The 12,893-nt window shown below is 42.1% G+C and carries 13 protein-coding genes and 1 pseudogene; 8 read left to right on the plus strand and 6 right to left on the minus strand.

Features of this window, described 5'->3' with window-relative positions; genetic code table 11:
* Positions 1-42: 42 nt before the first annotated feature.
* Positions 43-1,572, plus strand: coding sequence for a hypothetical protein (locus tag CPIN_RS17255; protein ID WP_012791122.1), 1,530 nt, complete (start codon positions 43-45; stop codon positions 1,570-1,572).
* Here the strand turns inward: CPIN_RS17255 and CPIN_RS17260 are convergent, their stop codons facing one another.
* A complete protein-coding gene (locus CPIN_RS17260; RefSeq protein ID WP_012791123.1) occupies positions 1,573-2,271 on the minus strand; it encodes a hypothetical protein in 699 nt (232 codons plus the stop codon).
* Between the two features lie 65 nt (positions 2,272-2,336).
* Positions 2,337-2,690 (minus strand): winged helix-turn-helix transcriptional regulator, encoded by a 354-nt coding sequence (locus CPIN_RS17265; protein WP_012791124.1) that lies wholly within the window; start codon positions 2,688-2,690, stop codon positions 2,337-2,339.
* 89 nt (positions 2,691-2,779) lie between these two features.
* Here CPIN_RS17265 and CPIN_RS17270 point away from each other — a divergent pair, with 89 nt between their 5' ends.
* The 3 genes from CPIN_RS17270 to CPIN_RS17280 all read left to right on the plus strand — a co-directional run bounded on the left by CPIN_RS17270 (position 2,780) and on the right by CPIN_RS17280 (position 5,347).
* Positions 2,780-3,517, plus strand: coding sequence for an SDR family oxidoreductase (locus CPIN_RS17270; protein ID WP_148230582.1), 738 nt, complete (start codon positions 2,780-2,782; stop codon positions 3,515-3,517).
* A gap of 255 nt (positions 3,518-3,772) precedes the next feature.
* The gene (locus tag CPIN_RS17275; RefSeq protein ID WP_012791126.1) at positions 3,773-4,123 is read left to right on the plus strand and encodes a nuclear transport factor 2 family protein; all 351 of its coding nucleotides are present in this window, start codon (positions 3,773-3,775) and stop codon (positions 4,121-4,123) included.
* Positions 4,124-4,351: 228 nt separating this feature from the next.
* On the plus strand, positions 4,352-5,347 hold the full coding sequence (locus tag CPIN_RS17280; RefSeq protein WP_012791127.1) for an SDR family NAD(P)-dependent oxidoreductase: 996 nt from the start codon (positions 4,352-4,354) through the stop codon (positions 5,345-5,347).
* A 429-nt stretch (positions 5,348-5,776) separates the two neighbouring features.
* Here the strand turns inward: CPIN_RS17280 and CPIN_RS17285 are convergent, their stop codons facing one another.
* Positions 5,777-6,529 carry a hypothetical protein gene (locus CPIN_RS17285; RefSeq protein ID WP_012791128.1) on the minus strand — a complete coding sequence of 251 codons (753 nt, stop codon included), beginning with the start codon at positions 6,527-6,529 and terminating at the stop codon, positions 5,777-5,779.
* 315 nt (positions 6,530-6,844) lie between these two features.
* Positions 6,845-7,693 (minus strand): hypothetical protein, encoded by an 849-nt coding sequence (locus tag CPIN_RS17295; RefSeq protein WP_012791129.1) that lies wholly within the window; start codon positions 7,691-7,693, stop codon positions 6,845-6,847.
* Between the two features lie 289 nt (positions 7,694-7,982).
* Between CPIN_RS17295 and CPIN_RS17300 the strand changes: the two genes are divergently transcribed.
* The 3 genes and pseudogenes from CPIN_RS17300 (at position 7,983) to CPIN_RS17305 (ending at position 10,620) form a co-directional block, all read left to right on the plus strand.
* Positions 7,983-8,804, plus strand: coding sequence for a matrixin family metalloprotease (locus tag CPIN_RS17300; protein ID WP_012791130.1), 822 nt, complete (start codon positions 7,983-7,985; stop codon positions 8,802-8,804).
* Between the two features lie 107 nt (positions 8,805-8,911).
* A pseudogene (locus tag CPIN_RS39625) lies at positions 8,912-9,004 on the plus strand (LemA family protein); the annotation flags it as partial.
* A 338-nt stretch (positions 9,005-9,342) separates the two neighbouring features.
* Positions 9,343-10,620, plus strand: coding sequence for a hypothetical protein (locus CPIN_RS17305; RefSeq protein ID WP_012791131.1), 1,278 nt, complete (start codon positions 9,343-9,345; stop codon positions 10,618-10,620).
* A gap of 89 nt (positions 10,621-10,709) precedes the next feature.
* On the opposite strand, the gene CPIN_RS39630 is transcribed toward CPIN_RS17305, so the two are convergent.
* Together CPIN_RS39630 and CPIN_RS39340 are read right to left on the minus strand one after the other, a co-directional pair.
* A complete protein-coding gene (locus CPIN_RS39630) occupies positions 10,710-10,904 on the minus strand; it encodes a helix-turn-helix domain-containing protein (RefSeq protein WP_369126335.1) in 195 nt (64 codons plus the stop codon).
* Positions 10,823-11,680 (minus strand): hypothetical protein, encoded by an 858-nt coding sequence (locus CPIN_RS39340; RefSeq protein WP_044218990.1) that lies wholly within the window; start codon positions 11,678-11,680, stop codon positions 10,823-10,825. Before CPIN_RS39340 ends, CPIN_RS39630 begins: the two co-directional genes overlap by 82 nt.
* Before the next feature lie 80 nt (positions 11,681-11,760).
* On the opposite strand from CPIN_RS39340, the gene CPIN_RS17320 reads away from it, so the two are divergent.
* Positions 11,761-12,872 (plus strand): IS3 family transposase gene (locus CPIN_RS17320; RefSeq protein WP_148230517.1). Its coding sequence is split into 2 segments (ribosomal slippage): positions 11,761-12,013 and positions 12,013-12,872, totalling 1,113 coding nucleotides; the frame shifts between segments, so codons are not numbered across the junction.
* Positions 12,873-12,893 lie beyond the last annotated feature (21 nt).

The raw sequence follows: 12,893 nt of genomic DNA on the forward strand, positions 1-12,893 counted from the left end.
TCTACCTTTGTATAGGCTAAAATATCTATTTAATATATTCATATGGACTCACTTTCGGAGTTGATTAACCTGCTTAACAGTGCTGAGAAGAAGCTTTTCAGGCAGTTTTTACAGCGGAAAAATAAAAGATCCGATGTAAAGAACCTGCAATTGCTGGATTTGTTAGAAACTGACGATATAGATGGCATAAATAATCTCTATGAATCGCAGAAAAATGATGATGCATACCATGCTTTACGTAAAAGGTTACAGGACAATCTGCTGTTATTTTTGTCACAGAAGACCTTTGAAAGTAGTCAATCTGATACCTATGACGCACTACGTCTGCTTGTGGTGGGACGTTTTTTACTGGAAAATGATGTTGTAAAGATTGCCTTTAAGTGTTTGGATAAGGCTGAGCGACTTGCCGAGCAACTGGAGCAGTTTAACCTGCTGAATGAACTCCTGTTGTTGAAGTTACAGTATGCGCATCTGCCTGGAGCTGAAGATCTTGAAGTACTGACTACACGTTTTATGCGCAACCAGTCGCATATGCAACGGGAGGCTAAGCTCAATATGGCCTATGCTTTCCTGAGACAGGAACTGCAGGAGATACACCTGAAAGGAAAGATTGTTAATCTAACGACCCTGATGCTCGCGACCATCCGGAAATACAAAATTTCCGCGCGGGAACTCATGACGTATAAGTCTATCTATCAGATTCTTTTCATCGCTAATGAATACGCAGCGATACAGCAGAATTATGGATTGATAGAGCGCTATATCAACCGGACGAATCAATTTATACAAGATCAGGGGCATAGAAAGCAGTCTTACCTCTTTTATCACATATCCATCTTGTATCTGCTGGCAAACTTTCACCTGAGACGGAAGGATTTTGACCGGTGCGCCGCTTATCTTGGGGAAATGATGGATTTAATGATGACGGATAGTCGTTATTATACGCTGTTTCATTCACGTCATCAACTACTCTCCGCCCTGAACCTGTTCTTTACAGACCGCGCTGACGATGCGATTTCGATGTTACGGCAGTCACTTTCCAATGCAAAACATACGTCTAAATCGGAAGATATCGAGGACTTACGTATATGCCTGACCATGTTTTTAGCGCTGTGTAATGATCGGGGAAGTCTGAAACAGCTGGCTTTACTGACGCGCACTGACGCCTGGTATGAGAAAAAAATGGGCATGTTGTGGACCATCCGAAAGAACCTGATGGAAATTCTGGTACATGCACAGTTCTCCAACATTGAGCTTGCAATGTCCAGGCTGGTTAGCTTCCGACGGAGATATAAGAAGTATCTGCTGAAAACTTCAGAGGATCGGGTATTATTGTTTGTGAAACTGGTTGAAAAATACCTTCAAAAACCTGATGTTGTTTTTGAAGCGGCGTATAAAAAGGCGGTGTTAGATCTACCTGGCAGAGCGGAAAATGACGACATATTCACCCTCAGCTTTATTGCCTGGCTGATAGCGCGTTGGGAGAAAAAGGGCGCCTATAAAGTTGCTTTGACGCTCATTCAGCAGGATAATCATGATCAGGAATACGCACTGCAGGTGAATGACTTGTGATCAACAGATCATTAACAATCGGTGTTGTCCGGCTTTCTCTTTTGGAGCACGGTGGAGACAGGGAAGGACCTTACTTTCAGGATGATCAACCGCTAACCTCCAGAGGTTACCAAGCCCTAAGCTTATCAGTTGGGCATTCTGTTCCGCCTGGTAGTGCAGATCAAAGAAATGTTCGCTTAAAAAGGCATCAAACCCCTCATCTGGTCCCTGGTATAGTTTTTTGAGTTCTTCCCGTATTGCCGGAATGAGTATTTTCTGTTTGCCTTGTGCATTGGGCAATATGTCGCTTGGCTCGCCGTAGTAAGTGCATAAAAAGGTGTCAACAGGGATGGGAGAGCGATCTACGTGAAAAGAATAAACGTCGGTGGGGAAAAAAGGGTAGGTTTCGTCCCGGTCATAGTGGCTGATGACGTTCAGTACTGGTGATGCGCCGTGCGCTTTTAATGCTTTAAAGTCATTTAAGAGAATTTCGCGGGCAAGTTGTCCTTGTTCACTCAACTGAAGGTCCAGCAGTTCTTCTTCCTCAATGGTCGTTATATTTCCGCTTAGCGTTACCTTTTTAACAATCTCTGAAAAATCACCTGTCAGGTTCCGGTTCCAGCACATCGCATTTATTTCTCCGGTAAATGGCGTGGTAATAAGGTCCTGGAAATTTGTGACATAATGAATCTGATTATTCTTATTAGGTAAGTCTGTCATGTATTTCGTATTGTAATTAAAATCAATCTTTTGGAGAGCTGTTTTGTTCTCTGAGGATTATCCGGTTATTTGTTTTTAATCTTCGTCCTATGCCTTAACCCAAATACAATTAAGGCATTTATAACGGGGTGGGTTTCGCTGGCATGATCAGTAAGCGCATAGGACACTGTAATAGGTTTTGTATTATTCACTGTTCGGGTAATCAGCAAATTTTCCTCCAGCTGTTGTAATTCCTTCGACAGTACTTTGGGGGTGATCCCCTTTGAGGTTTCCAGTATGTCTTTAAAGCGCATGGCGCCGCGGTGATATAAATTCGTAAGAATACATACTTTCCATTTGCCACTCAATAACTCAATAGCATCTCTGAGAGCTAATCGCTTATCAATAGAAGGTGTTGGTTCGCAATTTAATTTTTCCATGAGTAAAGTCACTTTCCTAAAGGTAACGGATAGTAAATGTATAGCAATTGGGGGATAGTTTTGTGCTGTTTAAAACTAATATGAAAACTATGGGAAATAGCAACGCATACAGTTTGGAAGGTAAGAAGGTTGTTTTATTGGGAGGAACTTCAGGGTTGGGGCTGGCAACAGCAGTAGCTGCGGCAAATGAAGGTGCATTGGTGGTGGTGGTCTCTGGTACCCGGGAAAAGGTAGATGAGGCATTAGCTGTATTACCGGAAAACAGTGCAGGTTTTGTTGCTGACCTTGGAGACGAGCTGCAGGTGGCAGCACTGTTCGAAAAGACAGGCGAATTTGATCACCTCGTTTTTACAGCCGGCGATGCGTTATTATTTGGTGAATTGCCGGGATTGGACATCGACAAGGCAAAACAATCCATTCATCTGCGTTTCTGGGGGGCAATTATGGCGGCAAAGCATGGCGCACCACTCATTAGAAAAGGAGGATCAATTACCTTAACGACGGGTGCGTTAGGCAGAAGGCCGAGGAAAGGAACAGCAGTGGTTGCAGGAATGGCGAGTGCGATAGAAGGACTTACCCGTGCATTGGCTATTGATCTTGCACCTATACGCGTGAATGCGGTATGTGCAGGCACTGTCAGAACGAATCTTTTAAAACACCTATGCGAAGCGGACAGAGAAGATTTCTTTGAGCAGGTCGGCAAGAAACTGTTGACAGGAAGGGTAGGGGATGCGGAAAATCTTGCGGAAGCGTATCTGTATTTAATGCGTGGCGCCTTTACGACAGGGCAGATATTGGTCGTAGATGGTGGTAGTCTGTTGGTATAAATTATGTCAGATGACTCATCCATTGTCACCTGTAAGTTACCTTGTTACCCGCTTGTTACCGGTACTTTTGGTTACAAAGTAGCTGAGATAAATGAATGTATGCTAAGTTTGCATCGTAGCAATTAGAAATTGAACGATGGGTACTGAAAGTAGCAATGGTGTCATAAAGGCTCATCAGTAATAGCATCCATGTACGTTTGCTGATATCTACTATTCTTGCATAAATCCATTTACACAAATAATACTTATTTAAAGATGAGTTTGGACAATAAGGAAATACTGTTAAAAGCAAACGCCTGTGTCCGTGAGGGCGACAATGAAGGGTTTTTGTCTTTCTGCGTGGATGATATAGAATACGACTTTGTTGGGGATAAGATCCTGCAGGGAAAGGAAGCGCTTCGGGAGTATATGAAAGAAGCCTACGCAACACCTCCGGAGTTTAACGTCGACAATTTAATTGCTGAGGGCGATTTTGTTACAGCCATTGGCAAGATCAGTCTGAAGGGCAAAAGCGGGGAAAAGATCCATTATGCTTACTGCGATGTCTGGCGTTTCCGGGGGGGTAAGTTGGCGGAGTTGAAGGCTTTTGTTATTGAAACTGCCTAAGTATAAATATGCAGCCGCTCTTCAGCTTGTAGCGGCGCAATTCTTTCGACGGGGTCAATATATGCTGCAAACTAAGACAGTTTTTCCCCTTGTCAAAAAATAAGTAGAAAAGACATTTTATCAATTCGATTTTGACTGCGAAGGCGATCGGAAGCGAATTCGAAATGAAATTAATTGTGACCACATCGCGCGGCGGATGGGTATAGGGAAATTATTTAAATAAGAAAAATGGCACAGAATAATTATGGAGGAGCGTTACAACAACCGATTGGTTCAGGGTTTAACGCAACATCAACTACAAGTGATGTAATTAGAGGCATAGACCTTACAGGAAAGATTGCGATCGTTACGGGTGGTAATACAGGGATCGGTCTGGAAACGGTAAAGACACTTTCTAAGGCAGGCGCAACAGTGATAGTACCCGCCAGAGATATTGAGAAAGCAAAAAAGAACCTGGCAGGAATCAGTCATGTAGAAATAGAAGAAATGGACCTGATGGTACCTGATTCTATTGACCGCTTTGCTGACAAGTTCCTGGCTTCGGGAAGACCTTTACATTTGCTCATTAATAATGCAGGAATTATGTTCGTATCCTTACGCCGTGATGTAAATGGATATGAATCGCAGCTTGCTGTCAACTATCTTGCGGTATTCAGGCTTACGGCCAGGTTATGGGAACCACTGAAAAAAGCGAATGGGGCCCGCATCGTGAATGTATCCTCCCTGGGACATCATTTTGCCCCTTTCAATTTTGAAGATCCGAATTTTGCACATAGTGAATATCAGACTTTACAGGCTTACGGACAGTCAAAAACTGCTGTCAATCTTTTTTCGCTTGAGCTGAATGAACGAGCGAAGGCGTTCGATGTAAGGGTATATTCGCTGCATCCCGGGAATATCTGGGGGACAGAATTAACGAGAGAAGCACCATTGGAGATATTACAGCAATTTGGTTTTTATGATGAGCATGGAAATCCGGTGCAGGCAGTGATTGATTCGCTGAAAACCATTCCACAAGGTGCGGCGACAACTATATGGGCTGCTACGAGTCCGCTGTTAAAGGAGATTGGTGGTGTGTATTTAGAAGATGTTGATGTGGCTGCACTGGCGGTTGATGCATCGGTACCTAATGGTGTAAAGCCGTATTCATTGGATGAAGCGAGCGCAAAATCATTGTGGAAATTGACGGAGGAATTGACGGGCGTTAGATTTAATGTGGGTTGATTGTTTGTATGACGGAAGGATAAGGGATCTGAATAGATCGCGTCAGCTATTCATAAAGGTCAAAGATATTGCAGCGCCTTAAAACTATGCATTTTAAGGTACTTCCATATCTCTGACCTTTCCGTTTTGGTGCCTGGCAGCATGAGAAACATTGGCATGGGGCTTCTCCGGATAAAGTCATGAGTCATATCGCCATCTATACCTGCTGTTTGAGGGTCTTAAATGGCCTTTATATATACCGTATCGTAGCAATGAAGGTGGAGTTGATCCGGTGTTGACTTCCGGATAAATCATCAGTATAAAATGTAAAAGGAAGTCAGATTTGCCTTAGACCGGGCAATAGCAGTACAGCAGCAGGACGATGCTGTAGCTGAAGGAGAGAATGTAAAGGTGTAATTCATCAAAATATATCAGAAGGGCTATCATCATTTATTCCAGCTGAACCAGACCTTTATCGGCTATATGTCTAATGTCTGGTATTAACAGTTGCTGCAATGTTAAGCGCTCCGGGTGAGTTCTTTTATTAAAACATCCATGCATTTGTAGCGCTGTCACGGTAATAATATCAGCAGCCATGTGTTGTCTGTTCCCAGCTATGCCATTTTTATCCAGGGCCCTCACCTGGAGGATTATCACCAATGTGCCGTCGCCAGGGACGTCCAGGGCAATATCCCTTCCTTCGAAGGTAGTTTCCGGATCTATCATCAAGGTAACTGCTCTGCGCCCTGTGACCTGACCGGACATAAAATCGATACGTATTGCAATGACTTTTACTTCCAGTCCAGTAATACCTTTATGCCGGATGATGCTTTGTGCCGGGATGTGCAAGACTTCATTTCTGAAAAGCCGGGGAATTACTGTAAAAAAACGATCTAAGCCAGCATATTGATTGAAATGGAAACCGGCTATCGCCGTATGATCATCACCTGCTGCAATAAGTACCTTGTTCAGGCGATTTATATGGGCGCCGTCACAACGGATGTCCAGTTCAGGGTAGCAGGCATGACGGATCAGGGCCGCTTTCCTGCTGGCCAGGCCGAAGCGCCTGGACGCGCGTCGGGTAGCAGCGGTCTGCCGTACTGATTGGGGCACACTGCGCAAAAAGTATTTACCATTGCGCTGATAACCTATGAGGTTACCGAGTTTACCTGTAAAGGTGAAGATTGACATTTGTTTGGCCATTCGAGATATTTTGATAGGGTAAATTTAGTCTAACCTGTGGAAGGTGTTCAGGGACTAGATTGCAGATTATCTAAAGCTGACAGGAGAGAGGTTGTGTATTGTCTAAAGGTGATTCGGGTTGTGTTGGAGAATGGTGAAGGTGAGTCGGGTGGGGTTTGGAGATTGTCGAAAAAGATGTTTTATGAAATTGGTTTTTATTTTGATAATCAGTCTAATAAAAGCCCTGAAAATTTCTGATTTTCAGGGCTTTTTATTACTGCTAATGCCAGGTTTCATAAACCAATTGATATCATTGAATATACTGATTACCATCTGTTATCTTTTGATATAACGATACTCAATACCGAATTTTTCACCAGAGACGGCACTGGCCTGCGAGGAGGACAGGTTGCCATCAGCATCATAGTGATGATCAAAATTAATTGTAGAGTTGCTCCCACCATTATTCCTGATAACAAGACTTGTCAGGTTGTTTTTTCCTAAAGAAAGTGTGTTATCATCCTGATGTATAATATTCATGATATAAGGATTGCGCGAAAACACTTCATAGAGCGGATTGGGATGGTTGTCGTAAGTGCAGGTCAATTCATCGGTAGTTGATGTCGCATCTTCGAAAAAGCTATCGAACCGATGATCAAGAATCTTCACGGGATTACGATCACTATATGTAAGTTCAGTGTAGCGGACCCGCTTAATATTCTCTTCAAATACTGTGTCCTTGCTTCCGAACAGTGATGCCTGATTATCATTGTTGAATGTAATAAAGAGGCTATCTCTGAGTCTATGATTAATGGGATCCTGTTTGTAAACAGTTATTTTATTGCCTGTATAAGTCAGAGAATCCAGTTCTTTGAGCTCATTGCTGCTGAACCACCTTATTGAAATACATTGCTGGCGTTCATTATATCCGAATTGAATACGTTGCCGCCATTCCTGGTTTTGTATCTGTTGCATAAATAATGTTGCCGGTGTGTTATCTGCGTTGTACACAATACTATCAACAGCAGATCTCAAATTGTTGCTGCCATCGTTAGCAGTATTATAGATCACAACCGGCAGATACAAGGGGTTCGCAGGATTTGTATCAGGTCCGTCATTCTTTTTACAGCCTGCCAATGTAACAATGGCTAATAGCATTAATTGGGACATGGATCGTTTACTCATGTGTGTAATCTTTTAACTTTAGGGTTCAATTGTACTTTTTCTGGTTTTTCAGGATTATTAATAGCGAAAGTTCTGATTTTTTTGAAGATTAACAAATTAGTTTTACTAATGGTTGAGTTCGAAGAAGTAAGTTGTCTCCGATTAATTTCGCTTCATGCGGCTATAAAGTCTATCGCGATGTTGATTTGTACATTAAACGTTATAGCAGCCCCGAAAATACCAACTAGTTTGTATTTTCAGAATTGCCTGATAATCATACATTCGTCTCTCACAAAATAACCACAATATCATGCGGAATGTATTCGAATTAAAAAAAGATCATACTCCTACTAAAGAGGAAATCCAGAATGTTCACCTTCTTGGAAAAGGCATTATTTGTGACACAGAATCCCGCGGCCATGAAACACCACAAAACAAATCTATTACAGAGCTGGTTGTAGATGCTTCTGAAGGATTTATACCTTTATGGGAGCCGGGTGTAACGCTGCGCTGGCGCTTTCAGGAGCGCGCATTGAATAGCTTTGCGCATCCGGAGGAAGTAAAAGATACTGTCCGTCAACTTTTTGCCAAAGCGCTTGTTAAATGGGGTAAAGCTGCCCCCGTGCGTTTCACAGAAGACAAAGACCTGTGGGACTTCGAAATTGTTGTATTGTCGAGTAATAAGTGTAATGCATCCGGCTGCGTACTGGCAAGCGCCTTCTTCCCTGATGCCGGTCAGCATAAGTTTAATGTGTATCCCATATTATTCGAGCAGAAAGATGAAGAGCAGATTGATACTTTTGTACATGAAACCGGGCATATCTTCGGCCTGCGTCATTTCTTCGCGAAAACAAAAGAAGCAGCGTTTCCTTCTGAGATATTCGGTACCCACGAGAAATTCACGATTATGAATTACGGCTCGCTGAGTCAATTGACAGATGCTGATAAAGCCGATCTCCTGAGATTATACCAACAGGCATGGTCCAGACAGCTGACCAATATAAACGGTACACCTATCCGTTTTGTCAGGCCTTTCAGTGCAACGGCCAGTGTTACGGCGGATGTTTATCCATTCAGCCAGATTCCCGCGGTTGCTGCGAAGCATACAGAGGCTCTGCTGAATATGATGTAATGAAAATTGACGCTTAAACCGTCAAATAAAGAGGAACGCTGGGGCTATCTCTGGCGTTCCTCTTTATTTAACTATTAACCGAATGATAATTTTCAGCTTGCAGGAGATGCTACAATAAGGCTGTTACAGATTATAACAACGCTATTCGGCCTTTCCCAGGTAATATCCTTGCTCTAATGATGGAGTATAAGACGAAATGATTTTTGAGGTTACACGAGAAGAGACATTCAATCCGAAGACAAAAAATTTTATTTGGTAACCAGGTGTATTTATAAAAAGTATTACCGGATATATACTATTTTAACAGTCGGTCCGTTAATTTATCAGATCATTCACGATTCTCAACCAACATCCCCTATTCATGTAACTCACAGTAACTATTTTATTATTCACTGATCTTAGCGGATTTCACGATCACGCGATTTTCTCGTATGTTGTTGAAGATGGACTTACTGCCGGGAATAGGAGGGCGTTTGGTATTATAAAAAAATAGCAGGGCTGGATATATCAAATCACGTTTCAAATAAAAGTCACACCCATGAAACTCTTTATCCTTCCACTCCTTTGTTTTATCATGTTATTGTCGGCAGATCAGCATGAACCGGGTAACCCCGGGTATGATTTTGCAGACTCTATTATTGCGAGAAATAGCAGGGCGCCTGATGCTGCAGAAATGAATCTGTCCGCGTTATCAGTTGCGGGATATTATCATGAAAGTATGGTGTATGAAGATTCGATCATGACACCAAAGGCCCCTGTTCGAATTACGCTCCATAATAAGCATGTCCTTGATGCCCGTGAACTTATTCTCAGAGAAGCAGCGAAACACCGAATCATATTGATCAATGAAGCACATTACCGACCGCAGCATAGACTTTTTACTAAATCTCTTTTAAGCGCCTTATATCAGCAGGGGTATAATGTTTTCCTTGCGGAGGGTATCTTACCCAATAACCAGCTGGATAAAAGAGCTTATCCGGTAAAAGGCGAAGGCCCGTTTCTGAGTGAACCGACCTATGCCTCGCTGATCAGGTATGCGGCAAAGAAAGGTTATAAAGTCAGGGCCTATGAGTATTTGGTACGGTCTACCTGGGATGACAGCGTCATGCTGGACAAAAATGGGTCGATGAAATATATTAATTATCAACCCAGGGATTCTGCATTGATCATAAAAAATGAGAAAGGGGAAGTAATACAAAGTGCATTTACATCACTAAGGGAGCAGCAACAGGCGAAAAATATTCTTGCTATTATCCGTGCCAATCCAAAATCGAGGTTTATCATTCATGCGGGCTATGCTCACATCCATGAGTCGGGCCCGATGATGGGTAGCCAGTTACGCCAGCTCCTCAACTATGAAGATATACTTACCATTGATCAGACGGAGTTAAATGAGAAACAAATTGTTATTGATACGCTGACCAATGATACGATCCGCAGGGCTGAGGCTTTTGTATTAGTTGATAATACCACTAAAAAGACCTGGAATTACTATGGTAACTACTATCCGGTGGATTATTCCATTTTCAATGCTGGTTTTAAGGACTCTCTTGGGCGCCCCGGCTTTCTGTTTAAAGATGTAGAGAAGAGGGTGGTCACCTGGCTGGAACCAGCACTACTGAAAGATTGCGGTTGTGTATTCACTGCGTATAACCCCGTAGAACTGAAGACAGAGCATGAAAATGCGATCGCTACTGACGTGGTTTATGTCGAGAAGGAACATGTACGCCCGTTGTTGTTGTATAAAGGGATGCATACGATTGTGAAGAAAAACGCCAGGGGAGAATATACCCAGTTTAGTTTGGAAGTTAAATAAAGGTCAACCGATTTATGAAGTCTGAAGGCATTTTATTAACAGATCTTGTTCCAGCACATCGAACCAGGTTTTTATTGCATATGTGCTTGCTAAGTATTTGTATTATTGAGTACATTTTTCAGATATTCACCAGGGTTAACTTTGTAATATTTTCTGAAGGCTTTTGCAAAATGGGTCATGTTGCTATACCCCACCATATACCCTACTTCAGATACGGTGTATTTTTTTGTGTTGAGAAGATCCTTGGCTTTGATGACTTTTGCCTTTTGCGCGAACTGGTAAATGGTACGGTTAAATACCTGTTTGAATAGTTTAACCATTTACTTTGCCCCATCCCGATTTCTGCGGAAAGGGTAGCAATTTTAATAGTCTGGTGACTATTATCCATGAGTGTTTTTCTAAGTGCAAACAGTTTTTCTACATCTTCTTTTAACAGGCCGGAGGAATTATAACGTTCTTTGATGACGAAGGTCCGGTAGAGGCTTAGTTTTAGCAGGTTGAGTAAAGTAATGTACGTGTCGAAGCGTGAATGGTTATCGGTTAATTTGTTGATATAGCGTTCTGCTTCGGGAACTGTTTCATCTAAATATAGGAAGGGGGAGGAAAAATTAAGCCCTTTTAAGACATCAGGATGATCTATGATGCCCTGGATGGTTTGAGTGGTGAAAGTTATAGCAATGGTCTTAAAAGGTTCGTTTTTAGGGAATGCAACCTGGACAGAGGAGCCGGGCGAATGGAATAATAAGGTTTGAGGGCCGTTATGATTGATGGTTTCCCATTTATTGTCTTTTTTGATGGTGATGCTGTTGGATAGGATACTGGCAAAAATGTAGAAGACGTTGCTGTCGGATGTAATGATAGTCTCCAGTTCCCAAGGGGTATTTAAGTGGTAATCTCCAGTGTACAGGTTTAGATCTGAGGGGAAATACATGCCTCGTATTTGTCCTTTACCTAAATTGTCAGGTAATTTGACAATGTCATTTGTGGGTGTGTTATCAAAATTTGAAGAGAGCGCTTCAATCAGATTGAAGTCCTTTTTTATGTGTATCTGGCTTTGCATAATTGTTATTGTAAGTACCCCTTAACGGCAGACAGTTTAAAATTAGATAAAAGTGTTAATTTTAAACTAATCTGTTCATCATGAAAAAAACAAGATTTACAGAATCCCAGATTGTTTCTATCCTTAAACAACAAGAATCCGGGATACCGACCAAAGAGATCTGCCGACAACACGGCATTTCAGAAGCGACTTTCTATAATTGGAAGAGTCGTTATGGAGGTATGGAAGCCTCAGATGTAAGGCGTTTGAAAGATCTAGAAGAAGAAAATGCGCGTCTGAAAAGGATGTATGCTGATGTATCCCTGGATAATCAACTTCTTAAAGATCTCTTCACAAAAAAAGGCTGGGCCCTGCCACCCAAAGACAAATAGCGCATGAGCTGGTTAGTGAAGAAGGTATTTCTGTGAGTAGGGCCTGTAGACTTGTATCCTTTCCACGATCTCAATTCTATTACAATAGCCGTAAGAATGATAATGCAGTTATTATTGCATTGCAGGAATTGGCTTTTAAGCATCCTAATTACGGCTTCAGGAAGCTATCCTCTTATTTGCGGAGGGCAGGCCATAAATGGAATCATAAACGGATTTACCGTGTTTATAGGCTATTAAAACTCAACAAACGTAGGAAAGGGAAAAGACGATTACCCGCCCGGATAAAGCAACCACTGATCAGGCAACAAATGATTAACGTTAGTTGGAGTATGGATTTTATGAGTGATAGTATGACTGGTAATAGACGCTTCCGGACTTTTAATGTAATGGATGACTGTTCAAGAGAAGCATTGGCTATTGAGATCGATACATCCCTATCTGCCAAGAGGGTTACGCGGGTACTGGACCGAATATTGACAACACGTGGTAAGCCGAATAGTATACGAGTAGATAATGGACCGGAGTTCACTTCTACAAAGTTTTGCCTATGGTGCAAAACGAATAATATCATCGTTCAATACATCCAGCCAGGTAAGCCAATGCAAAACGGATATATAGAAAGGTTTAACCGTCTATATCGTGAGGCTGTTCTTGATGCATACTTATTTTTTGACCTTAACCAGGTACGAGAGTTAACAGAGGAGTGGCTGGAAGAATACAATCAGCGTAGACCACATGAAGCATTAAATAATCTTACCCCAGAAGAGTGGAAAAACATGGTTCTTGAAGAAACGATTCTCCAGAAGAATACTGTTTGCTAAACGGGGTACTTACATTATGGC

It is taken from the genome of Chitinophaga pinensis DSM 2588, from assembly GCF_000024005.1.
GTDB lineage: Bacteria > Bacteroidota > Bacteroidia > Chitinophagales > Chitinophagaceae > Chitinophaga > Chitinophaga pinensis.

Excerpts from the sequence above, each read along its gene's own strand:
- CPIN_RS17255 (WP_012791122.1), top strand. The coding sequence starts at position 43 with ATGGACTCACTTTCGGAGTTGATTAACCTGCTTAACAGTGCTGAGAAG.
- CPIN_RS17260 (WP_012791123.1), bottom strand. The coding sequence starts at position 2,271 with ATGACAGACTTACCTAATAAGAATAATCAGATTCATTATGTCACAAAT.
- CPIN_RS17265 (WP_012791124.1), bottom strand. The coding sequence starts at position 2,690 with ATGGAAAAATTAAATTGCGAACCAACACCTTCTATTGATAAGCGATTA.
- CPIN_RS17270 (WP_148230582.1), top strand. The coding sequence starts at position 2,780 with ATGGGAAATAGCAACGCATACAGTTTGGAAGGTAAGAAGGTTGTTTTA.
- CPIN_RS17275 (WP_012791126.1), top strand. The coding sequence starts at position 3,773 with ATGAGTTTGGACAATAAGGAAATACTGTTAAAAGCAAACGCCTGTGTC.
- CPIN_RS17280 (WP_012791127.1), top strand. The coding sequence starts at position 4,352 with ATGGCACAGAATAATTATGGAGGAGCGTTACAACAACCGATTGGTTCA.
- CPIN_RS17285 (WP_012791128.1), bottom strand. The coding sequence starts at position 6,529 with ATGGCCAAACAAATGTCAATCTTCACCTTTACAGGTAAACTCGGTAAC.
- CPIN_RS17295 (WP_012791129.1), bottom strand. The coding sequence starts at position 7,693 with ATGAGTAAACGATCCATGTCCCAATTAATGCTATTAGCCATTGTTACA.
- CPIN_RS17300 (WP_012791130.1), top strand. The coding sequence starts at position 7,983 with ATGCGGAATGTATTCGAATTAAAAAAAGATCATACTCCTACTAAAGAG.
- CPIN_RS17305 (WP_012791131.1), top strand. The coding sequence starts at position 9,343 with ATGAAACTCTTTATCCTTCCACTCCTTTGTTTTATCATGTTATTGTCG.
- CPIN_RS39340 (WP_044218990.1), bottom strand. The coding sequence starts at position 11,680 with ATGCAAAGCCAGATACACATAAAAAAGGACTTCAATCTGATTGAAGCG.